Origin of the sequence: Streptomyces sp. NPDC088745, from assembly GCF_044751045.1 — a bacterium.
Classification (GTDB): domain Bacteria; phylum Actinomycetota; class Actinomycetes; order Streptomycetales; family Streptomycetaceae; genus Streptomyces; species Streptomyces cremeus.
This window is the reverse complement of the sequence record NZ_JBIVLB010000013.1, coordinates 57,477-79,915: the sequence shown is the minus strand read 5'-3', so window position 1 is coordinate 79,915 and position 22,439 is coordinate 57,477. Positions and strand designations below refer to the sequence as shown.

16 protein-coding genes are annotated in these 22,439 nt (G+C 73.0%); 9 read left to right on the top strand and 7 right to left on the bottom strand.

What is annotated here, in order from left to right:
• Positions 1–93: 93 nt before the first annotated feature.
• Positions 94–1,287 (top strand): acyl-CoA dehydrogenase family protein, encoded by a 1,194-nt coding sequence (locus ACIP93_RS28620; protein ID WP_401763131.1) that lies wholly within the window; start codon positions 94–96, stop codon positions 1,285–1,287.
• A 215-nt stretch (positions 1,288–1,502) separates the two neighbouring features.
• Entirely contained in the window at positions 1,503–3,770 is a 2,268-nt protein-coding gene (locus ACIP93_RS28615) for a tetratricopeptide repeat protein (RefSeq protein WP_401763130.1), read from the top strand.
• Positions 3,771–3,832: 62 nt separating this feature from the next.
• Here the strand turns inward: ACIP93_RS28615 and ACIP93_RS28610 are convergent, their stop codons facing one another.
• Positions 3,833–4,909, bottom strand: a complete 1,077-nt coding sequence (locus ACIP93_RS28610) for a CopD family protein (RefSeq protein WP_345225653.1) — start codon at positions 4,907–4,909, stop codon at positions 3,833–3,835.
• A 144-nt stretch (positions 4,910–5,053) separates the two neighbouring features.
• Here ACIP93_RS28610 and ACIP93_RS28605 point away from each other — a divergent pair, with 144 nt between their 5' ends.
• Positions 5,054–6,622 carry a phytoene desaturase family protein gene (locus ACIP93_RS28605; protein WP_401763127.1) on the top strand — a complete coding sequence of 523 codons (1,569 nt, stop codon included), beginning with the start codon at positions 5,054–5,056 and terminating at the stop codon, positions 6,620–6,622.
• A 99-nt stretch (positions 6,623–6,721) separates the two neighbouring features.
• On the opposite strand, the gene ACIP93_RS28600 is transcribed toward ACIP93_RS28605, so the two are convergent.
• Positions 6,722–8,545, bottom strand: a complete 1,824-nt coding sequence (locus ACIP93_RS28600) for a serine hydrolase (RefSeq protein WP_401763125.1) — start codon at positions 8,543–8,545, stop codon at positions 6,722–6,724.
• A gap of 118 nt (positions 8,546–8,663) precedes the next feature.
• Between ACIP93_RS28600 and ACIP93_RS28595 the strand changes: the two genes are divergently transcribed.
• Both ACIP93_RS28595 and ACIP93_RS28590 read left to right on the top strand, forming a co-directional pair.
• Entirely contained in the window at positions 8,664–9,800 is a 1,137-nt protein-coding gene (locus tag ACIP93_RS28595) for a nitronate monooxygenase family protein (RefSeq protein WP_345225659.1), read from the top strand.
• Positions 9,797–11,362: an acyl-CoA synthetase gene (locus ACIP93_RS28590; RefSeq protein ID WP_401763122.1), complete on the top strand. Its 1,566-nt coding sequence runs from the start codon at positions 9,797–9,799 to the stop codon at positions 11,360–11,362. Before ACIP93_RS28595 ends, ACIP93_RS28590 begins: the two co-directional genes overlap by 4 nt.
• A gap of 155 nt (positions 11,363–11,517) precedes the next feature.
• Here the strand turns inward: ACIP93_RS28590 and ACIP93_RS28585 are convergent, their stop codons facing one another.
• From ACIP93_RS28585 to ACIP93_RS28575, 3 genes are all read right to left on the bottom strand, one after another.
• A complete protein-coding gene (locus ACIP93_RS28585; RefSeq protein ID WP_345225664.1) occupies positions 11,518–11,691 on the bottom strand; it encodes a CsbD family protein in 174 nt (57 codons plus the stop codon).
• A 79-nt stretch (positions 11,692–11,770) separates the two neighbouring features.
• Entirely contained in the window at positions 11,771–14,017 is a 2,247-nt protein-coding gene (locus ACIP93_RS28580; RefSeq protein WP_401763118.1) for a germacradienol/geosmin synthase, read from the bottom strand.
• A 175-nt stretch (positions 14,018–14,192) separates the two neighbouring features.
• A complete protein-coding gene (locus tag ACIP93_RS28575; protein ID WP_401763115.1) occupies positions 14,193–16,565 on the bottom strand; it encodes a penicillin acylase family protein in 2,373 nt (790 codons plus the stop codon).
• A 152-nt stretch (positions 16,566–16,717) separates the two neighbouring features.
• Between ACIP93_RS28575 and ACIP93_RS28570 the strand changes: the two genes are divergently transcribed.
• The gene (locus tag ACIP93_RS28570; RefSeq protein ID WP_401763112.1) at positions 16,718–18,226 is read left to right on the top strand and encodes a fatty acyl-CoA synthetase; all 1,509 of its coding nucleotides are present in this window, start codon (positions 16,718–16,720) and stop codon (positions 18,224–18,226) included.
• 6 nt (positions 18,227–18,232) lie between these two features.
• On the opposite strand, the gene paaK is transcribed toward ACIP93_RS28570, so the two are convergent.
• The gene (gene paaK / locus ACIP93_RS28565; protein WP_401763109.1) at positions 18,233–19,519 is read right to left on the bottom strand and encodes a phenylacetate--CoA ligase PaaK; all 1,287 of its coding nucleotides are present in this window, start codon (positions 19,517–19,519) and stop codon (positions 18,233–18,235) included.
• Positions 19,520–19,765: 246 nt separating this feature from the next.
• Between paaK and ACIP93_RS28560 the strand changes: the two genes are divergently transcribed.
• A complete protein-coding gene (locus tag ACIP93_RS28560) occupies positions 19,766–20,242 on the top strand; it encodes a hypothetical protein (protein WP_401763107.1) in 477 nt (158 codons plus the stop codon).
• Positions 20,243–20,323: 81 nt separating this feature from the next.
• Positions 20,324–21,109 (top strand): alpha/beta fold hydrolase, encoded by a 786-nt coding sequence (locus ACIP93_RS28555; RefSeq protein ID WP_401763104.1) that lies wholly within the window; start codon positions 20,324–20,326, stop codon positions 21,107–21,109.
• Between the two features lie 51 nt (positions 21,110–21,160).
• On the opposite strand, the gene ACIP93_RS28550 is transcribed toward ACIP93_RS28555, so the two are convergent.
• A complete protein-coding gene (locus ACIP93_RS28550) occupies positions 21,161–21,364 on the bottom strand; it encodes a DUF4236 domain-containing protein (protein WP_345225680.1) in 204 nt (67 codons plus the stop codon).
• A 130-nt stretch (positions 21,365–21,494) separates the two neighbouring features.
• Between ACIP93_RS28550 and ACIP93_RS28545 the strand changes: the two genes are divergently transcribed.
• The gene (locus ACIP93_RS28545) at positions 21,495–22,439 is read left to right on the top strand and encodes a ketopantoate reductase family protein (protein WP_401763101.1); all 945 of its coding nucleotides are present in this window, start codon (positions 21,495–21,497) and stop codon (positions 22,437–22,439) included.

Here is a 22,439-nt window from a genome sequence, read left to right as displayed (position 1 = left end):
GGCCCGGGGGCGGCCCTCCCCTTCCGGATTCCTGCAACACGTTCTACTGTGTGCGCCGCCGACGGAACCCCGTGCCACACGCCTGGAGGGCCCGTGCATCTCGCCCACACCCCCGAACAGCAGCGACTGCGCACCGAACTGCGCGCCTATTTCGCCGAGTTGGTCCCCGACGAGGCCCGCGCCCGGGCCCGCCACGGCGATCCCGCCGCCCAGAAGCGGTTCTACCGCGAGACGATCCGCAGGCTCGGCGCGGACGGCTGGCTCGGCGTCGGCTGGCCGCGGGAGTACGGCGGGCGGGGCCTGACCCCGATGGAGCAGTACGTCTTCTTCGACGAGGCAGCCCAGGCGGGCGTCCCGCTGCCGCTGATGGCCCTCAACACCGTGGGGCCGACGATCATGCAGTACGGCACGGACGAGCAGAAGACGTACTTCCTGCCCGGGATCCTCGCCGGCGAACTCGACTTCGCCATCGGCTACAGCGAGCCCGACGCGGGCACCGACCTCGCGGCCCTGAAGACGCGGGCCGTCCGCGAGGGCGACCATTACGTCGTCAACGGTCAGAAGATCTGGACCACCAACGGGGACACCGCCGACTGGGTCTGGCTCGCCGTGCGCACCACCCCCCGGGAGGAAGGAGTTCCGCCGCACAAGGGCATCACCATGCTCCTGGTCCCCACCAGCGACCCCGGCTACTCCTGCACCCTCATCAACACCCTCGCCTCCCACGACACCACCGCGAGCTACTACGAGAACGTCCGCGTGCCCCTCTCCCGGCGCGTCGGCGAGGAGAACGAGGGCTGGCGGCTCATCACCAACCAGCTCAACCACGAACGCGTCACCCTCGCCGCCCACGGCACCATGGCCGTGCGCGCCCTGCACGACGTGCAGCGCTGGGCCATGGACACCCGGCTCTCCGACGGCCGCCGCGTCATCGACCTCACCTGGGTGCGCGGCCGCCTCGCCCGCACCCACACCCGGCTCGACGCGATGAAGCTCCTCAACTGGAGGATGGTCAACGCCGTCCACGACGGCACCCTCACCCCACAGGACGCCTCCGCCGTCAAGGTGTACGGCTCCGAGGCCCGCCGGGACGCCTACGCCTGGCTCATGGAGGTCGTGGGCGCGGCCGGCCCGCTGCGGGAGGGCTCCGCCGGCGCCGTCCTGCACGGCGAGCTGGAACGCGGCTACCGCTCCGCCGTGATCTTCACCTTCGGCGGCGGCAACAACGAGATCCAGCGCGAGATCATCTCCTGGATCGGCCTGGGAATGCCGCGGGTCCGGCGTTGACGGGCGGCGACGACCGCCGCGCGCGGGCGCGCCCGCCCGCCCGGCGGCCGGTACCACCGCCCACGGCACCCGAGCCGCCGACCGGTCACATCTTGAAGGCAGTTGGCCGTCCGGGACCCGGCAGCCGCCCCGCCCCGTACAAACTGAAGCGCCAGGCGGCCATACTGGACGGGCCGGGGAGGGCGCAGCGGAACTGACGGGGGCGACAGCGGGAAATGGCGGACACCAGGCTGATCCAGGGCCGGTACCGGCTGCTCGACCTGATCGGGCGCGGGGGCATGGGCGAAGTGTGGCGTGCCCGCGACGAATCGCTCGGCCGACGGGTCGCGGTCAAGTGCCTCAAGCCCATCGGAACCCAGCACGACCAGCAGATCTCCGGGGTGCTCCGGGAACGCTTCCGGCGCGAGGCCCGGGTGGCGGCCGCGCTCCAGCACCGGGGCGTCACCGTCGTGCACGACTTAGGCGAGTACGAGGGCGTGCTGTACCTGGTGATGGAGTTGCTGGAGGGACGCAACCTCAGCCAGCTCCTGGAGGACAACAAACAGCACCCGCTGCCCGTCCACGACGTCGTCGACATCGCCGAGCAGGTCGCCTGGGCGCTGGCCTACACCCATGAACAGGGCATCGTCCACCGCGACCTGAAGCCCGCCAACATCATGCGGCTCGCCGACGGCACCGTGAAGATCTGCGACTTCGGCATAGCGCGCCTGGGCCACGACATCGGCTTCACCTCCCGCCTCACCGGCACCGGCATCGCCATGGGCACCCCGCACTACATGTCGCCCGAGCAGATCAGCGGGGTGAACGTGGACCACCGCAGTGACCTGTACTCCCTGGGCTGCGTGCTGTACGAGATCGCCACCGGCGTGCCGCCCTTCGACCTGGACGACGCCTGGGCGGTGCTCGTCGGGCACCGCGACACCGCGCCTGAACCGCCGCGCACCCACCGCGAGGAACTGCCCGAGTTCTTCGACCGGATAGTCCTGGACCTGCTGGCCAAGACCCCCGACGGGCGGCCCGCGGACGCCAAGGACCTCGGGCGGCGGCTCACCGACGGGCGGACCGGCCCGGCCGGCGTCGCCCTGCTCGGGCGCCCGGCCACCGTGCCGGCCGCGGCCCCGCCCGAGCTGCGTCCGCCCGCCGAGCAGCCCGGGCAGCGGGCCGGCCGGGCGCCCCGGCTGCCGTCCTGGACCCGGGGCATGACCACGGGGCACAAGGCCGGCGGCACCGGCACCCTCACCCCGGCCCACGGCGACCCGGCGGCCGGGCTGACGGGGGAGTGGACCAGCGGCGGCGGCCTGCGCGCGCCCGCGGCGCCCCCGGCCCGCACCGAACGGCCCACTCCGCCGCCCGAGGTCCTGGAGGTCCTCGACAACCGGCACAACGCGGGCCTGAGCCTGGGCCGCCTCGGCCGCTGGGAGGAGGCGGGCGAGGTGCACCGTTCGGTCGCCGCCGAGCGCGAGCACGCGCTGGGCCCCGACCACCCCGACACCCTGGCCAGCCACTACGAGGTCGGGTTCACCCTCAGCCGGACCGGACGGCCGGCGGACGCGCTGCGGGAGTTCACGAAGGTCACCGAGGGGCGCACGCGGACGATGGGCGCGGACCACCCGGAGACCCTCGCCGCCCGGCAGGAGACCGCGTACGTCCTGGGACAGCTGGGACGGCACTTCGACGCCCACCAGGTGTACACGGCGGTGCTCGCGGCGCGCGAGCGGACGATGGGCCCCGACCACGTCGACACCTTGCGGTGCCGGCACAACCTGGCCTTCAACCTGAGCCGTCTGGGCCGGCTGGAGGACTCCTACCGGATGGCCCGGGACGTCGCGTCCGCGCGGGCGCGGGTGCTCGGCGCGACCCATCCGGACACCCTGGTGACGCGGTACGAGGTGGCGTACGCGCTCGGGCAGCTCGGCCGGTGGACCGAGGCGCTGCAGACGTACCGGGAGGTGGCCGCCGCGCGGGCGCAGGCCCTGGGGGCCGACCACCCGGACACGCTGTCGGCGCGGTACGAGGTCGGCATCTGCCTGGGGCGGCTGGGGCGCAGCGCGGAGGCGCTGGAGCTGTACCGGGACCTGGTGGACGACCGGACGCGCACCGGTGGCCCGGCCGACGCGGAGACCCTGCGGGCCCGGCACGGGCTCGGGGTCAACTTGGGACGCCTGGCGCGCTGGGAGGAGGCCCTCGCCGAGGCGCGGGACGTGTGCGCGGTACGGGAGCGGGTGCTCGGGCCCGACCACCCGGACACGTTGGTCTCGCGGCGTGAGGTGGCCGTGGGGCTGGGGTGGCTGGGGAGGTGGGCGGACGCGCTGGCGGTGTACCGCGAGGTGGCGCGGTCGCGGGAGCGGGTGCTGGGGGCGGACCACCCGGACGCGCTGGCGAGCCGGAACGACGAGGCGCAGTGTCTGGAGCAGCTCGGGCGGGGGGCGGAGGCGGCGGAGATCTACCGCCGGGTGGCGGCGCTGCGGAGGGGGCGGGGGTAGCTTCCGGGCGGTGCGCCCCGTGGCCGCGGTGCGGGCCGGGGGCGCTGCCCCCTTCCGGGGTGCTACCAGGTCGGGGTGGGGACCACCGTCAGGAGGGCGGAGACGGCCACGACGCCCACCAGCATCACGACTTCCGCGCGGGCCGCCTTCGCCGCGCCGTCCGGGTCCACCCGGCGGTGGGCCGACTGCTTGCGGTGCAGACGGGAGCGGGCGACCAGGGCCAGCACGCTGACGACCGCGAAGAGGACCAGCTTGACCAGCAGGGTGCGGCCGTAGGCCGTGATGAGGATGTTCTCCAGGGGGAGCCGGCGCAGGGTGCTGAAGGTGCCCGTCACCGCCAGGGCCACGTAGAGGTAGGCCGCCAGGTGCGCGTAGCGGGCCAGCAGGCGGCGGCCCGCGCCCGGTTCGGCGTCCGGGCGGGAGCGCCACTGGTGCATCGCGCGCAGCGCGTAGACCAGCCCGCCGGTCCACAGGGCCGAGGCCGTCAGGTGGATCGTGGTGAGGAGGACGCCGATCTCGGGGGTGTCCTGCTCGGGGTGGGCCCGTACCGCCTCGGAGAGGATCACCGCCGCCAGCGGCAGGAGCGCCCAGACCGGCTTCTTGAGGAGCCAGGCGCAGGCGGCCGCCGCCAGGAACGCGTTCGCCTGGAGCAGCAGCATGCCGCCCGGCTCGGTCGCGTACGTCTCCGTGAAGGTCAGCCCGCTGTAGTCGGCCATCTGGACGATCTGGCCGAACGAGGCCGCCGCCCCGGCCAGTGACAGCGTGACCCCCCACATGGGCGGCCGGGCCTGCGGGGCGCCGGCGACCGTGCGCGCCATCCGGTGGCCGACGACCTCGCCGACGTGGAGGAAGAGGACGGCCAGGAACACCGAGCGCAGCAGCGTCGTGGTCCCGGCGCCGGGTATGTGCAGTTCGCCCGTGTCGCGCGACACGATGCCCATGCCCAGCAGGGCGACGACCACGAGTACCGCGACGGCCGCCGCCGGGGTGGTGAACGTCCGTGCCCGCCGCCGCCAGTCCTCGCGCGCGGGCAGCGGCGCGCTCAGCGGTGTGCTGAGGGGTGCGCCGGGGGGCGCACTCAGGGGTGCGTCCGGACGTCGGTCGTCGTGGGTCGGGGTGGGAGGCTCCGGATAGGTCACCTTCTGATTTTCCCTATACGGACGAGGTGGCACAAAGCGACCCCCCTCGCGGTCGTCCCCGCCCGGTCTGTACTCCTGCCGCTCCACGGCCATCTGTGTCACCGCCCCCTGTCGCACCTGTGACGTACGGCATAGGGTCCGGCCATGCCGATGCCCTCGCCGATCCGTTCCTCGTACGACGTCGTGATCGTCGGTGGCGGCCACAACGGTCTCGTCGCCGCCGCCTACCTCGCCCGCGCCGGTCGCTCGGTGCTCCTGCTGGAGCGCCTCGATGCCACCGGCGGCGCCGCCGTGTCCGCCCGGCCGTTCGCCGGCACGGACGCGCGGCTCTCGCGCTACTCGTATCTCGTGTCTCTCCTCCCCGCAGCCATTGTGCGCGACCTCGGACTCCCGTTCGACGTCCGGAAGCGGACAATCTCCTCGTACACCCCCAAGGGGGACGGCGGTCTGCTGGTCGGCGGTTCCGGTACGCGGGCCTCCTTCGCGGAACTGACCGGGGGAGACGCCGAGTTCCGTGCCTGGGAGGAGTTCTACGGGCGGCTGCGCCGGGTCGCCGGGCGGGTCTTCCCGACCTTCACCGAGCCGCTGCCCACCCGCGACGAACTGCGCCGCCGGGTGGACGACCCGGTGGCCTGGCGGATGCTCTTCGAGGAACCGATCGGTGTCGCCGTCGAGTCGGCCTTCGCCCACGACCTGGTGCGGGGAGTGGTGCTCACCGACGCGCTGATCGGCACGTTCGCCGACGCGCACGAACCCTCACTGGTCCAGAACCGCTGCTTCCTCTACCACGTCGTCGGCGGCGGGACCGGCGACTGGGACGTGCCCGTCGGCGGCATGGGCGCCCTCACCGACGCCCTCGCCCACGCCGCGCGGGCGGCCGGCGCCACCCTCCGCACCGGGCACGACGTGACCCGGATCGAGACCGACGGGGTCCGTGCCGAGGTCGCGTACCGGACGGGCGAGGGGGCGAGCGGAAGCGTCGGCGCCGGTCACGTGCTGGTCAACGCGGCGCCGCGCCACCTCGGCGCGCTGCTCGGCGAGGGCGGGGGCGAGGGCGGCTCGTCCTTCGCTCCGCCTCCCGAGGGGGCCCAGTTCAAGGTCAACATGCTGCTGAAGCGGCTGCCGAGGCTCCGGGACCCCGCCGTCGACCCGCGCGACGCGTTCTCCGGGACCTTCCACGTGGGGGAGGGGTACGAGGAGTTGCGTGCGGCGTACGCGCAGGCGGCGGACGGGCGGCTGCCGAGCGCGCCGCCGTCGGAGATCTACTGCCACTCGCTGACCGACCCCTCCGTCCTCGGCCCGGACCTGGTGGCGAGCGGGCACCACACCCTCACCCTGTTCGGTCTGCACACCCCGGCCCGTCTCTTCGCGGCCGACAACGACGCCGCCCGCGCCGCACTCCTGCGCACCACCCTCGCCCGGCTCGACGAGCACCTCGCCGAACCGATCGCCGACTGCCTGGCCACGGACGCGAACGGCGACCCCTGCGTCGAGGCCAGGACCCCCCTCGACCTGGAACGCGACCTGCGCATGCCGGGCGGGCACATCTTCCACGGCGACCTCACCTTCCCGTACGCGGCCGGCCCCGGCGACCGCTGGGGGGTGGCCACCGCGCATCCCAACGTCCTGCTCTGCGGGGCCGGTGCCGTGCGGGGCGGAGGCGTCAGCGGGATCGGCGGGCACAACGCGGCGATGGCGGTGCTGGGGCGGTAGCACGGGTTCCGGGCCGCGTGCGGGGCCGCGTGCGGGGCCGCGTGCGGGGCCGCGGACGGGGTCGTGCGGCGGGAGCCGCCGTGCTGCTCCCGCTCCGGTTCAGTCCCGGGACGCCGTCCAGCCCCGCGCCAGGACGCGGGCGGCGTCCCGGGGCCGGGCCTCGTCGAAGACCGTCCGGCGCCCGTCCTCGACCCGCAGCCCGTCGACGTACACCCCGCGCCCGACGTAACGCACCTCGGTCGTGTACCGCCAGCGCAGCACGAGGTCCTTTCCCTCGTACGCGGCGAGGTCCGCGCCCGCGCGGTGCCAGACCCGGCCGGACCACCCCGTCACCGTGCCCCCGGGGTGCGGACGCGGCCGTTCCCCCGGGCGCACGGTCGTGAACGGCACCGGCTGCCAGGTCGCCCCCGCGTCCGCCGACGCCTCCAGCGTGAGCGTGTCGGCGGTGGGCTCGGTGTCCCACCACAGGTCGCAGCGGAACAGCCCCCGCGCGGTGCCCAGCCGCAGCGCGGGCAGGGCGAGCGTGGCCGTCGTCGCGGAGGCCATGCCGGAGAACCAGGCGGTACGGCCGCGCTCCGGACGCACCGCGACCGCGCGGGCCAGCGCGTCCGCGGTCGCCACCCGGGGCGCCGAACCGGAGCGCCAACTGCGCACCGGGTGGACGGAGTTGCCGAGCAGGACGAGGAAGGAGTCGGTGGTCGGGTCGAGGACGAGGCTGGTACCGGTGAAACCCGTGTGGCCCGCGGTGCGCGGGGTGGCCATCGCGCCCATGTACCAGTGCTGGTGGAGCTCGAAGCCGAGGCCGTGCTCGTCGCCGGGGAAGGCGGTGTTGAAGTCCGTGAACATCAGGTCCACGGACGCCGGCTCCAGGACGCGGGCGCGGCCGTAGGCGCCGCCGTTGAGGAGGGTGCGGGCGAGGATCGCGAGGTCCCAGGCCGTGGAGAAGACCCCGGCGTGGCCCGCGACCCCGCCGAAGCCGTACGCGTTCTCGTCGTGCACCTCGCCCCACACCAGCCCCCGGTCGAGCCCCGACCACGGCTTGCGGGCGTCCTCGGTGGCGGCGATCTTCGGTTTCCAGGAGGGCGGCGGGTTGAAACGCGTGCGGCGCATCCCGAGCGGAGCAGTGATCTCGTCGTGGAGCAGGGCGTCCAGGGGGCGAGCGGTGATCTTCTCCAGGACGAGCTGGAGCGAGATCAGGTTGAGGTCCGAGTAGAGGTACGCGGTCCCCGGCGGGCTCGCCGGGACCTCGTTCCACAGCATCCTCAGCTTCCCCTCGCGGGTCGGCTGCGCGTACAGCGGAAGCCACGCCCGGAACCCCGAGGTGTGCGTGAGCAGGTGCCGTACGGTGATGTCCGCCTTGCCCGCCGCGCCGAACTCCGGCAGGTACGCGGCGACCCTGCCCTCCAGCTCCAGCGCGCCCCGCTCGATCTGCTGCACCGCCAGCATCGAGGTGAACAGCTTGGACACCGAGGCCAGGTCGAAGACGGTGTCCCGGGCCATCGCGATCTGCCGTTCCGGCGGGAACTCCACCGCCGTGTCCGTCTTCTCGTCGTACGCGGCGTAGCGCACCGCCATGCCGACCGGCTCGTGCAGCGCGACCGTGCCGCCGCGCCCGGCCAGCACCACCGCGCCCGCGTACCACGGGTGCCGGGGGGAGGGGCCCAGGAACCGCTCGGCCTCGGCGAGCACCCGGTCCAGGTGCGCGGGCAGCAGCCCGGCGCGCGCGGCCGACCCGTACCGCAGGGTCGGCCGGGGCCGGCCGCCGGGGCCGCCCCGCGCGCCGTCCGCCGCCCGGGCGGCGGAAATCGGGCCCAGCATCAGCGCACCTCCCAGTGCCAGGGCCCCGCCCCCGAAGTGCCTTCGCCCCATGCCCCGGCGACCGCTTCCGTGACCGTCACCCCTGTGCCCACCATCCTCAGTCATGGCCACCAGCAGGCCAAAGCGCACCGCCCGTGTCAACGGTCCCGGCCGTCCACGCATATCTGACGCAGCATCAGAAAAACTCTTCCGCTCTGCGCCCTCCTGCGGCATCCTGCCGCCCATGAAGACGGAGCTGAGCCAGAAACTGGGAGTCGAGCACGCCATCTTCGGCTTCACGCCGTTCCCCGCGGTGGCGGCGGCCCTCACCCGGGCGGGCGGATTCGGCGTGCTGGGCGCGGTCCGCTACACAGCCCCCGACGACCTCGCCCGCGACCTCGACTGGCTGGACGCCCACACCGGGGGCAAGCCCTACGGACTGGACGTGGTCATGCCCGCCAGGAAGGTCGAGGGCGTCACCGAGGCCGAGGTCGAGGCCATGATCCCCGAAGGGCACCGGGCGTACGCACGCAAGATCCTCGCCCGGCACGGCGTGCCCGAACTCGCCGACGGCGAGGCGTCCGGCTGGCGCATCACGGGCTGGATGGAACAGGTCGCCCGCGGCCAGCTCGACGTCGCCTTCGACCACCCGATCAAGCTCCTCGCCAACGCCCTCGGCTCACCGCCCGCCGACGTCGTCGCCCGCGCCCACTCCCACGGCATCCTGGTCGCCGCCCTCGCCGGAAGCCCCCAACACGCCCGGCGGCACGCGGAGGCGGGCATCGACGTCGTCGTCGCGCAGGGGTACGAGGCGGGCGGCCACACCGGCGAGATCGCCACCATGGTCCTGGTCCCCGAAGTCGTCGACGCGGTGGGGGAGCTGCCCGTGCTCGCGGCCGGCGGGATCGGCACCGGCGAGCAGCTCGCCGCGGCCTTCGCGCTCGGCGCGCAGGGCGCCTGGCTCGGCTCCCTCTGGCTCACCACCGAGGAGGCCGACCTGCACTCCCGCGCGCTCACCGCCAAACTCCTCGCCGCGGGCTGCGGCGACACGGTCCGCTCCCGCGCCCTCACCGGCAAGCCCGCACGCCAGTTGCGCACCGGGTGGACCGACGCCTGGGACGACCCCGACGGGCCCGGCACGCTGCCCATGCCGCTCCAGGGCCTGCTGGTCGCCGAGGCCAACTCCCGCATCCAGAAGTACGAAGTGGGACCGCTGCTGGGCACCCCGGTCGGGCAGATCGTCGGCCGGATGAACTCCGAACGCAGCGTCCAGGCCGTCTTCGACGACCTCACCCGGGGCTTCGAGAAGGCCATGGCCCGCCTCAACCGCATCGCAGGCACCGCATCGCCGCGAGGACCGCAAGGAGCTGAGCGCGCATGACCGCAGCCGCCGCCGACACGGCGCGTCCCCCGAACGGCTTCTGGGCGCAGGCGGCCGCCGACCCCGGCCGCACCGTCCTCACCGCCCCCGACGGAACGCGCTGGACGGCCGCCGAACTCCACGCCGCCGCCAACCAGTTGGTGCACGGCCTGCGCCGGGCGGGCCTGTCGCGGGGCGACGCCTTCGCCGTCGTCCTGCCCAACGGCGTGGAGTTCCTGACCGCCTATCTGGCCGCCTCGCAGGCGGGCTTCTACCTCGTCCCCGTCAACCACCACCTGACGGGCCCGGAGATCGCCTGGATCGTCGCGGACTCCGCCGCGAAGGTCCTGATCGCCCACGAACGCTTCGCCCCCGCGGCGACGGCCGCCGCCGACGAGGCGGACCTTCCCGCCACCCACCGGTACGTCGTCGGAGCGGCTCCCGGCCTCCGGCCGTACCCCGAGCTCCTGCACGGGCAGCCGACGTCGCCGCCGCCCGACCGCACGCTCGGCTGGGTCATGAACTACACGTCCGGCACGACCGGCCGCCCGCGCGGCATCCGCCGCCCGCTGCCGGGAAAGCTCCCCGAGGAGTCCCACCTGGGCGGCTTCCTCGGCATCTTCGGCATCAAGCCCTTCGACGGGAACGTCCACCTGGTCTGCTCGCCGCTCTACCACACGGCGGTCCTCCAGTTCGCGGGCGCGGCCCTGCACATCGGCCACCCCCTGGTCCTCATGGACAAGTGGACCCCCCGGGAGATGCTCCGCCTGATCGACACCCACCGCTGCACCCACACCCACATGGTCCCCACCCAGTTCCACCGGCTGCTCGCCCTCCCCGAGGAGACCCGGCGCGCGTACGACGTCTCCTCGCTGCGGCACGCGATCCACGGGGCCGCGCCCTGCCCGGACCACGTCAAGCGCGCCATGATCGACTGGTGGGGCAACTGCGTCGAGGAGTACTACGCGGCGAGCGAGGGCGGCGGGGCGTTCGCCACGGCGCAGGACTGGCTGAAGAAGCCGGGGACGGTGGGCCGGGCCTGGCCGATCAGCGAACTGGCCGTCTTCGACGACGACGGAAAACGGCTGCCGCCGGGGGAGCTCGGCACGGTCTACATGAAGATGAACACGGGCGGCTTCAGCTACCACAAGGACGAGACGAAGACCCGCGAGAACCGCATCGGCGACTTCTTCACGGTCGGCGACCTGGGAGTGCTGGACGAGGACGGCTACCTCTTCCTCCGCGACCGCAAGACAGACATGATCATCTCGGGCGGGGTGAACATCTACCCCGCCGAGATCGAGGCGGTCCTGCTCTCCCACCCCGGGGTGGCGGACGCGGCGGTCTTCGGCATCCCGCACGGCGACTGGGGCGAGGAGGTCAAGGCGGTCGTGGAGCCGGCCGAGGCCCCGTCGCAAGCGCTGGCCGCCGCGATCCTCGACCACTGCGCGGGCCGCCTGGCGGCGTTCAAACACCCGAAGTCCCTGGACTTCGTCGCCTCGATGCCCCGCGACCCCAACGGCAAGCTCTACAAGCGCCGTCTGCGGGAGCCGTACTGGCAGGACGAGGACCGGACGCCCTAGGCACGGGCCGACGGAGCCGTGCGGGCCGTCATCCGCCCGGTCGCACGAGAAAGGGCCACGTCCCGGCGGAAAGGGGAGAATCCGCCGGGCCGTGGCCCTCAGATCACCGCGGTGCGCTGGGACGCGGTGACCCTGTCAATGACGCCCGGAGAGCGTCACCGCTTGAACGCGTCCTTGGCCTTTTCGACCGACTCCCGTCCGTCGCCCTTGGCCCGCTGTGCGCGGCCTTCGGCGGTGAGCCGCTCATTGCCCACGAGGCGTCCCGCGGTTTCCTTCACGGCGCCCTGGACCTGGTCGGACTTGGCCTTGGTCTTCTTCTGCGCGGTCATGGTGTGCGCGCTCCCTTGCGTCTTGAGGCGTTTCCCTGACAGAAGATCGCCTGCCCCCGCATTCCGCCCGGAAACCCCCTCATCCCGATACGGCGACCCGGCCCGCCCACAGTTCCCCGACCCGCGCCGCCGAGGTGCCGATCCCGCTGGGCCCCGCCCAGGCGGGCCCGGCCGGCGGCAGGGCCGGCGCGTTGTGCCGTACGAGATCCTCCTCCCGGTAGCGCGCACACCCCTCGTGCCAGGTCAGAATTCCCGAGAGCCAGTTCTTCAGCTCCTCCGCGTAATGCATCAGCACGCCGCGCGCCGCCGCGTCCAGCTCGTATTCCTCGCACAGCGCGGGGATCTCCCCGCTCAGCACGTGCTGGAATTCCGTCATGCGCGCCTTCATCAAATCGACGACGACGTCCCGCGCCTGTTCGACCCCGCACTGCAGGAAGTGCTGGACGACCAGCACCCCGTTGTGCATTTCCCCTTCGAATTCGATCTCCTTCTGATAGGAGAAGAGGTCGTTCAGCAGGCACGCGTAATCCATCGCCGCGCGTTCCATGGTCAGGAACGGCCGCGAGCGGTAGATCTCGGGGGGCAGCGTGTTTCCGTGGGAGAGCCGCGACAGGCTCATCGTCAGATCGGAGCCGAAGGTGAAGCGGCGCATCTCGAAGTAGTCGACCGGGTCGGGCACCCGGTCCTGCGCCTGGTTGGCCAGCTCCCACAGCCAGCTCGCCGTCATGTCCTCGACGGCCTTGCGGAACCGCCGCCGGGCGTCCCCCGCCATCGGCCCCGCGGTCCGCCGCCACAGGTCGTCCAGGCTCCGCTCCAGCGGCGTCACCGGCGTCGGCACCGGCTCGCCGTCCACCGGCATGAACAGCGAGAGCCGGTCGTTGGCCGCCTTCGCCCCGGCGAGGTCCAGCGTCCGCCCGTACAGCACGGGGAAAAGGTCGTCCCCGTACGTGCCCCAGGCCAGCCAGCCCGAGGTGAGGTCCAGTTCGGCGAGCGTGGCGTCCGGGTGGATGCCGGCCGAGCACAGCGGCAGGTCGTACGCCCGGATCTTCGCCTCGTTCCAGACGCCCGACCCCGGCAGGCCCGGCACCTCGTCCAGGATGCCCATGGCCGCGGCCCAGACGACGACGTTCTCCCGGGACGCCTCCAGGTACGGGCTCAGCCGGGTCCGGTACGGCATGCCCAGGTCCGGGATCTCCAGGTGGCCCACCTTCTCGAACCGGTGCACGGCCACGTTCCTCAGCCGGGCCGGAACGCCCACCGCGAGCGACGCCAGCAGTTGCGAGGCCGCCGTCCCGAGGCCCTGGGGGCCGCCCGGCGCGTACGCCTGCGCGCCGCCCCCGCCGTTCATGTACCGGCTGGAGCGCAGGTGCCACTCGTGGCCGCCCGCCTGCCAGTCCTGGAGCCCCTTGACGTACGCGAGGACGTCGAGCCGCCCCGCGGGGCCGATGCCGAACTCGGCGAAGAGCGGCTCCAGTTCGGTGAGGACGGTCGTCTCGAACTGCTGGAGGCGCGAGGTCAGCAGGTCGTTGACGTGGTCCGCCGCCTGCTGCGTGGGGCAGTCCAGGAAGGTCTCCATGACCAGCACCCCGTTGGACAGCTCGCCCTCGTCGAGGATCTCCCGCTCGTAACTGAACAGGTCGTTGCGCAGGTGCACCCCGTCGGAGAACGCGTCCCGCAGCACGCACATCGGCCGCGACGCCGCGATCGCGTCCGGGACCTCCGCGTTCGCCACGTACTCCACCAGGCCCGCCGACCACGGCGCGCCGCCCACCTTGCGGCGCATCTCGATGTACTCGATGGGGTTGGAGATCCGCCCCTCGCTGATGTTCATCAGCTCCCACATCGACTCTTCGAGGAGGTGCTCGGTGGCGACGGCGAACCGCCTCCGCCACGCCTGCGACATCGAAGGACAGGTCCGCCGCCACAGGTCGGCGAGCCCCGCCTCCACCGCGTTCGTCGGCTCCGGCGGCTCCGCGCCCGCGTCCACCGGCATGAACATCGGCAGCCGGTCCAGGTACGCCTTCGCCCCCCGCATGTCGGGGCTGCGCTTGTACAGCTCCACGAAGTGGTCGTCGAAGAAGAACACCCACACGTACCAGTCGGTGACCAGCGCCAACTGCTCGGCCGTGCAGTCGGGATGGGTGTACGCGCACAGCAGCGCGTAGTCGTGGCTGTCGAAGTCGTGCTCGTCCCAGACGTCCGAGCCCTCGATCATCACCATCTCCCGCGCCCACGCCTTGGAGTGCGTGCGCGCGTGCTCCAGATGCGGATTGAGCCGGGCCGGATACGGCATGTAGAACTCGGGCAGCGTGAAGGGCTGGGGCATGGTTCGGGTGATCGCCTTCCGTACGACAACGGACCGCTTCACGCTAGGCAGGTCGGAGGAAGAACGATCCCGGCCCCGGACGATCACCTCCGAAGTGGTGAATCCGCGCCCGGGGCCGATTAACGATCTTGTCAGTGGCGCAGGAGGCCGCTCACCGCCTCCGCGCGGGGGACCTTCAGCGCTCCCTCGCCCACACCACCCTCAGCTTCGGCGAGGTGAGGATGTCCCCCTCGCAGAACCGCGACGTCACCCACTTCTCGCCCGCGTACAGCTCGGTCTGGTCGCTGTGGTACGGGGAGACGGGGTTCGAGGACTGGCTGTACGTCAGCAGGGTCTTCGCCACCGGGCAGGGCCCGCCGTTCCAGCCGACCGCCTGGAGGTAGCTCGACCCGGTGGTCACCTCGGTGTAGCCCCCGCCGGCCGCGTTCCACACGGGCTCGACCTTGTTCCACACGCCCAGCGACTCCGTGCCCCCGTGGACCGGGATGCGCTTGCCGCCGCGCACGACGAACTGGTGCCGGCCCAGCGGCGCGTCCAGCGGGATGCCCGCCGCCCGCAACTCCGCCACCGCGCCCCTGAGGGCCGTCGCGAAGCCCGGGGCCGCCGTGTTGAGCCCGCGCGGCGTGCGCACCGGATCGGCCGCGTCGAACGGCGTCCGCCACAGCGAGGCCGCCGGAACCGAGGGGAGCAGCGCACGCCAGAACCGGTCGAAGAGCAGCGCGCCCCGGCTCCCGGTGTCCGTCTTCCGGTCCCACGTCCGCAGGACGTCACAGGGGGCGCCCAGCCGGAGGTCCTCGCAGCCCTTGACGACCTCGTCGACGGTCAGGTCGGCGGCCGGGACCCGGTTGGCGAACTGCTGCCGCTGGAGGTCGGCCACCGTGAGCCGCCCCCTCCCCGCCATCGCCGCCACGTCCTCGACCGCACCCCGGGTGCGCATCGACCGCTGCGTGCCGTACGAGCCGAAGACCCGCTCGTACCCGCTGATCGGCCGGTCCGCGTTGGTCAGCCAGGCACTGTCGTTGGAGTTCTCCGCGTACGGCGCGTTCTTCAGCGTCGGCATCTTCGACGGGCCGAAGATCCCCGGCTCGATCGCGTCCCGGTCGCTGCCCAGTGCGCAGTCCGTCCGCGAACCGTCCAGCACCGCGAGACCCGACGTGGGATACGTGGCCCTGCCGAGCGGCGTCGAGCACCGCTGCGCCAGCTCGTCCGTGATGCGCGGCAGCACCTGCGACTGCGAGAAGAACGAGCCGCCCGAGGAGTCGGCGGCGATCGTGTTCACCCACGGCAGGCCCTGGGTGCGGCGCAGCGCCTCCTGGACGCCGTTCACGTCGCGCGCCCTGCTGAAGCCGAGCGCGGTGTCCCCGGCGCGCAGGTTCGTCGCGTTCGGGTCGTTCAGCGCGTACGCCGTCGTGGTCGTCCAGGGCAGCGGGAGCTGGGCGCCGAGGCCGGTGACGACCGGCCCGTACCGGGTCCACCACTGGGTGCGGGTCACCGGAGCGCCGTCCTTGACCTGCACGGTCACCGTCCGCCTGGTCATCTTCTCGGGCCTGCCGTCCACGACGTACGCCGTCGGGTCGCCGGGTGCGAGCGTGAGCTGGTGCAGGTTCATCGTGGTGCCGGTGGCGACGGTGTGGCTCCAGGCGATGCGCGCGGTGTGCCCGATGGACACCGTCGTGGAGCCGATCAGCGAACCGCCCGAGACGTTGATCTCACCGGGGATCGTCTGCTGCGACTGCCAGAACCGCCGCCCGCCCGACCACGGGTAGTGCGGGTTGCCCAGCAGCAGCCCCCGCTTGTTCGCCGTGGTGCTCCCGCTGAAGGCGACCGCGTTGGAACCCATCGCCGCGTCCGAGGTGTCGAAGAACCTCCGCGCCGCCTCGCCGGGGTCCGTGGCCGCCGTCCGGGGCGCCGCGCCGCTCGGCGGCTGCGCGGCCGTGATGCCGTCCGCGCCGCGCCCCTGCCCGCCCAGCACCGAGAACGAGTAGTTCAGGTGGTGCACGTCGGACAGGGTCACCGGGCGCAGCCAGGCGGCTCCCCGGCACGCGGGGTCGGTGACCCGGTTCTGCTTCAGCCAGGCGTTGTACCCGGCCGTCCAGCCCCGCATCAGCTCCTCGACCTGCCGGCCAGGACCCACCGGCGCCGGGCGTGCCATCAGCCGGGCGACGGTGCCGGCGTCCCGGATCCCCCGGAAGAACAGGTCGCTCGCCAGGTTGGTCGACGCCGACGACAGCGAGCCGTCCGGCTTCCCCTGCGCGCCGAAGAAGCGCGAGCGCTCGCCCCGGACGGTCGCGAAGCCCTCGGCCAGCGTGCAGGCCTGGTCATTGGCCTGCGCCCACCCGTTGCCGAAGCCCAGGTTCGCGTAGTCCTTGGCGAGGATGTGCGGAATGCCGTACTCGGTGTACCGGATGAGGGCCGACAGGCCGCCGCCCGAGGGGCGCAGCTCCGCACCCCCGGGGTCGGCGGAGGCCGTCGGCGAGAGGGCGGTGGCCGCCGTGAGCAGGGCGACCGCGGCGACGGCGCAGGATCTCGTACGGGTGCGGAGGGACAACGTGCCTCCCAACAGGGCGTCGCAACGCGGGCGTTGCGATCGGTGACCGTGATGTCACCCGCCACTCAGTCATTACCGACCGGTACCTGTCAACATCCCGTGCGGTATGCGACTCCCTTGATTTGCCGCGCGCCGCACCGCAGGATCACGCCATGACGACACCAGGAGCCCCCGGCCTGCTCACCGGCACCGTGGACGACGTACTGCGCCGTACGGCCCACCGCGTCCCCGACAGCCCCGCCCTGCACTACCGGGACCGTTCCTGGACGTACGCCGCACTCGACGCGGCCGTCAGCACCGCCGCCGCCCACCTGCGCACCGCCCACGGCCTGACCGAGGGCGACCGGGTGGCGACCTACGGGCACAACTCGGACGCGTACCTCATCGCCTACCTGGGCTGCGCCCGCGCCGGACTCGTCCACGTCCCCGTCAACCAGAACCTCACCGGCGGCGACCTGGCACACCTCCTCGGCCAGTCCGGCAGCTCCCTGGTCCTGGCCGACCCGGACCTCGCCGCCCGCGTCCCCGAGGGCTTCCCGGTCCTGCCGCTGCGGGACGCGCCCGGCTCCTTCCTCGACGCCCTGACGACGCCCGTCCCGTACGCCTCGGACAGCGACCCGCTCGCCCCCGTGCAGCTCCTCTACACCTCCGGCACCACCGCCGACCCCAAGGGCGCGATCATGACGCACCGCGCCCTGGTCCACGAATACGCCAGTGCCGTCGAGGCGCTGGACCTCGCCGGGACCGACCGGCCGGTCCACGCGCTGCCGCTCTACCACTCCGCCCAGACGCACGTCTTCCTGCTGCCCTACCTCGCGGTCGGCGCGGAGAACACCCTCCTGGACGGCCCGGACGCCGACAGGCTCTTCGACCTGGTGGAGGCGGGCCGCGCCGACAGCTTCTTCGCGCCGCCGACCGTGTGGATCGGCATCGCGAACCACCCCGGGTTCGCGACCCGGACGCTGGACGGGCTCCGCAAGGCCTACTACGGGGCGTCGGTCATGCCCGTACCGGTGCTGGAGCGGCTGCGCGCCCGCCTGCCCTCGCTGGCCTTCTACAACTGCTTCGGACAGAGCGAGATCGGGCCGCTCGCCACCGTGCTGCGCCCCGAGGAGCACGAGGGCCGGATGGACTCCTGCGGACGGCCCGTGCGCCACGTCGAGGCACGGATCGTCGACGAGCAGGGCGAGGAGGTCCCCGACGGCACGGCGGGCGAGATCGCCTACCGCTCGCCCCAGCTCTGCCTCGGCTACTGGGGGGTGGACGACCCTGACCTCTTCGCCGACGGCTGGTTCCGCTCGGGCGACCTCGCGGTGCGGGACGCCGAGGGGTACTTCACGATCGTCGACCGGGTGAAGGACGTCATCAACTCCGGGGGAGTGCTGGTCGCCTCCCGGCAGGTCGAGGACGCGCTCTACACCCACCCCGCCGTGGCGGAGGCGGCCGTGATCGGGCTCCCCGACGAGCGCTGGATCGAGGCGGTCACAGCCGTCGTCGTACGGCGCGACCCCTCCCTGACGGAGGATCAGCTCCGGTCGTACGCACGCGAGAGGCTCGCCCACTTCAAGGCGCCGAAGCGCGTCGTGTTCGTGGACGCGCTGCCGCGCAACGCGAGCGGGAAGATCCTCAAGCGGGAACTGCGGGACAGGCTCACGGAGTAGGGGCGGCTACTTCGGGCGGCGGTCGACGATCCGCCTGAACTTGCCGACCGACCGCTCCAGCGTCTCCGGGTCGACCACCTCGACCCGCACGCTCACCCCGATGCCGTCCTTGACGGCCGCCGTGACCGCCCGCGCGGCGGCCTCGCGCTCCGCGCCGCTCGCGTCGGCCCGCGCCTCGGCCCGTACCGTCAGGCAGTCCATCCGCCGCTCGCGGGTCAGCACCAGCTGGAAGTGCGGAGCGAGGGCGGGGGTGCGCAGCACGATCTCCTCGACCTGCGTGGGGAACAGATTCACCCCGCGCACGATGACCAGGTCGTCGCTGCGCCCGGTGATCCGCTCCATCCGGCGGAAGACGCGCGCGGTGCCCGGCAGGAGCCGCGTCAGGTCCCGGGTCCGGTAGCGGACGACCGGCATGGCCTCCTTGGTCAGGGAGGTGAAGACCAGCTCCCCCTCCGTGCCGTCCGGCAGCACCTCGCCGGTGACCGGGTCCACGACCTCCGGGTAGAAGTGGTCCTCCCAGATGTGCAACCCGTCCTTGGTCTCCACGCACTCCTGGGCGACGCCGGGCCCGATGACCTCGGAGAGCCCGTATATGTCCACCGCGTCGATCGCGAACCGCTCCTCGATCTCCCGGCGCATCTCCTGCGTCCACGGCTCCGCCCCGAAGACGCCCACCTCGAGGGAGGTGGAGCGGGGATCGACGCCCTGGCGTTCGAACTCGTCGAGCAGGGTGAGCATGTACGAGGGGGTCAGCATGATGACCTCGGGCCGGAAGTCCTGGATCAGCTGCACCTGGCGAGCGGTCATCCCGCCGGACGCGGGGACGACCGTACAGCCCAGGCGTTCCGCGCCGTAGTGCGCGCCGAGGCCGCCGGTGAACAGGCCGTACCCGTACGCCACATGGACCTTGTGGCCGGGCCGGGCCCCGGCGGCCCGCAGGGAGCGGGCCACCACGTCGGCCCACATCGAGAGGTCGTTCCCGGTGTACCCGACGACGGTCGGGCGGCCCGTGGTGCCGCTGGACGCGTGCAGCCGACGGATCTCGTCCTGCGGCACGGCGAACATCCCGAAGGGGTAGTTCTCCCGCAGATCGGCCTTGGTGGTGAACGGGAAGAGGGCGAGATCGGCGAGCGAGCGGCAGTCCTCGGGCGTGAGCCCCGCCTTGTCGAAGGCCGCCCGGTAGTGCGGCACGTTGGTGTAGGCGTGCCGCAGGCTGCTCCGCAACCGCTCCAGTTGGAGGACCTCCAGCTCCTCGCGGCCGAGCCGTTCCGTCGCGTCGAGCAGCGCCTTCATGGATCACTCTCCCGTTCTCCGCACCTGCCGGAGTGCGTCCCGTCCATACTCCCAAAATGGACGACCGATCATTCGGTCGTGGTGCTTCCGGGCCAGTAATGCAGGACACCGGGGCTTCTGGCAAGAGGCGTACGGGGCGGAACGGCGGACTCGCGGGTGTCCCGGCCGGGCGGGCGAGGAAAAACACCTCAAACTGTCGGTTACCGGCAGAACAGGGAACAACCGAACCGAAGGCAAGGACCAGACATGCACCTGCCCGTGACGCAGCGTCGATTCCGCAGAACCGCAGTGGCCCTGCTGATGGGGATGGCGGGAGCGGCGGCACTCGCCGCCTGTGGCGGCGGCAAGCCCGCCCCCGCCGTGACGACCACGGTGACCGCTCCCGCCCCGACCGTCACGGTGACGGCCACGCCGACCCCGCCGGCCACGCCGACCCAGCCGCCGCTCGCGTCCGCGGCGCCCACCGGGCAGCCCCCGCAGGGCTCGGGCAAGCCGGACGTGACCCTCACGGGGGACCCGGACGCCGCCTCCAAGGAGCTGGAGCGGCTGAAGGGGACGGGCTGGTGGAACCCCGACAAGATCGAGTACGCGGACGACCCGGTGACGGCGCTCCAGCAGTTCGACAAGTGGCTGGCCAAGGGGTACGTCGCACCGGACGGCGGATGGACACAGGAGGGCCTGGCGGCGGTGCAGGCGGCGAACGACGGGGGACCGGAGATGTAGGGCTCGGCCGGGCGGGCCCGGGGCGTCGGGGTGTGCGGGAATCGGGGGCCCGGCGGCGGAGGGGGCCGGGGGTCTGTTTGGATGAGCGGTATGTCTGCCTTCACCAGTTCCGACGAGAGCCCCGCCGCCCACCGGCCCGGTCCGGAGACGCGTCCGTACCCCGACCCGGCCGTCGAGAGCGTGCGGCTGGCCGCCGGGAACCGGGTCGCCTACCGCACGTGGGGCGATCCGGCGGACCCGCCGGTCGTCCTGCTGCACGGCCGGACCGCCAACAGCGCCGACTGGGCCGACGTCGCCGAAGCCCTGTCCGCGACCCGCCGGGTCTACGCCCCGGACGTGCGCGGACACGCCCTGAGCGACTGGCCCGGCGGATACACCTACCCCCGACTGACCGCCGACATCTGTGAGTTCCTGGACGTCCTCGGGCTGGACCGGGTCGACCTCGTCGGGCATTCGATGGGCGGTGCGATCGCGCTCCAGGTGGCGCAGGCCCGGCCGGAGAAGGTCGCCCGGATGGTCCTCGAGGACGCGCTGCCGCCGTTCCCCCTGGACCCGCCGCGAGACCCCGAGCCGCGCCCCGCACAGCACGAGATCGACGCCCTGGACTTCGACTGGGACGTGATACCGGCGACCGACGAGGGAGCCAACCACCCCGACCCCGCGTGGCAGGCAGGCCTGGCGGGGATCACCGCGCCGGTGCTCGTGGTGTCGGGCGGGAAGGCGAGTTTCCTGCCCGAGGCGGGCCAGCAGAGGCTGACGGACCTGATCCCCGGCGCACGGCGGGTGACGATTCCGGTCGGGCACCTGATCCACCGGAATGACCCGGCCGGATTCCTGGCGGAACTCAAGGAGTTCGGCGTGTACTGACGGCGCACCCCGGCGGCGGCGTTCCGGCGCGCTGTCCTGCTTCGGGCCGGGTCAGCGGTTGCGGCGGCGCTTCGTCGTCGTCCTGCGCCAGCCGAAGGGGCCCGGGAGGTCCATCGAGGTCGTGCGGCGGCCGGTGCTGCTGTGGGTGTGGCGGGGGCCGTGGCTGCCGCCGGTGGTGATGGACCAGGAATGCCGGTTGATGTTCAGGCGGACACCGGGGAGGATGCGGAAGCTCTTGCGGAAGGTCAGGGGCACGGGGAACTCCTCGGGTTCGGGCGAAGGGCCGACGAATGCCGTACGGATTGCCGCTTCCGGCGCAACAATGCGCGGGGCTCCGTCCGGGCCCGCGCGCCTCGCTCCCGGGCCCCCGGCCTACGCTGGTGCCATGCGCATACTCGTCATCGGCGCCGGTGCCACCGGCGGATACTTCGGCGCCCGGCTCGTCCAGGCCGGACACGACGTCACCTTCCTGGTCCGCCCGGCCCGCGCCGACGCGCTCCGTCGCCGGGGCCTGCGCCTCACCGGTCTCGGGGAGCCCGAGGAACGCGTCGAGCCACGGCTGCTCACCGCCGCCGAGGTCTCCGAGGGGTCCGGCGCCGAGCCGTACGACCTCATTCTCCTGACCGTGAAGGCCACCGGCCTCGCCCGCGCGGTCGAGGACTTCGCCCCCCTCGTCGGGCCCGGCACCGTCATCCTGCCCGTACTCAACGGTCTCGCCCACCTCGGCCTCCTCGCCGACCGCTTCGGCGCGCACCGCGTCTGGGGCGGCGTCGCCAAGGTCATCACCACCCTCGGCGACGACGGCGACATCGTCCGGCTGGCGCCCATGGCCGCCCTCGGCTTCGGGCCGCTCGACGGCGCCGACCCCGGCCGGGCCGAGCGGACGGCCGCTCTGTTCGACGCCGTGGCGGGCATGGAGGCGACGGCGTCCGCGGACATCGTCGGCGACATGTGGGCCAAGTGGTCGTTCATCGTGACGATCAGCAGCGTCAACATCCTCGGACGCGGAAGCGTCGGTGACGTCGTCGCCGTGCCGGGCGGCGACGCCCTCGGGCCGGCCGTGTTCGCCGAGGCGGCAGCGGTGGCCGCCGCCTCGGGGCACGAACTGGCCCAGGACGTACGGGACATGGCGGTCGGGATGGCGACCGGGGCCGGGTCCCCGCTGACCACCTCCCTCTACCGGGACGTGGCGGCGGGCCTGCCCTCCGAGGCCGAGCACCTCTTCGGCGACCTGGTGGCCAGGGCCCGCGCCCGGCGCGTGCCCACTCCGCTGCTCGACCTGGCCACCCTGCAACTGCGGGTGCAGGAGGGCAGGTTGCGCACGGCCTGA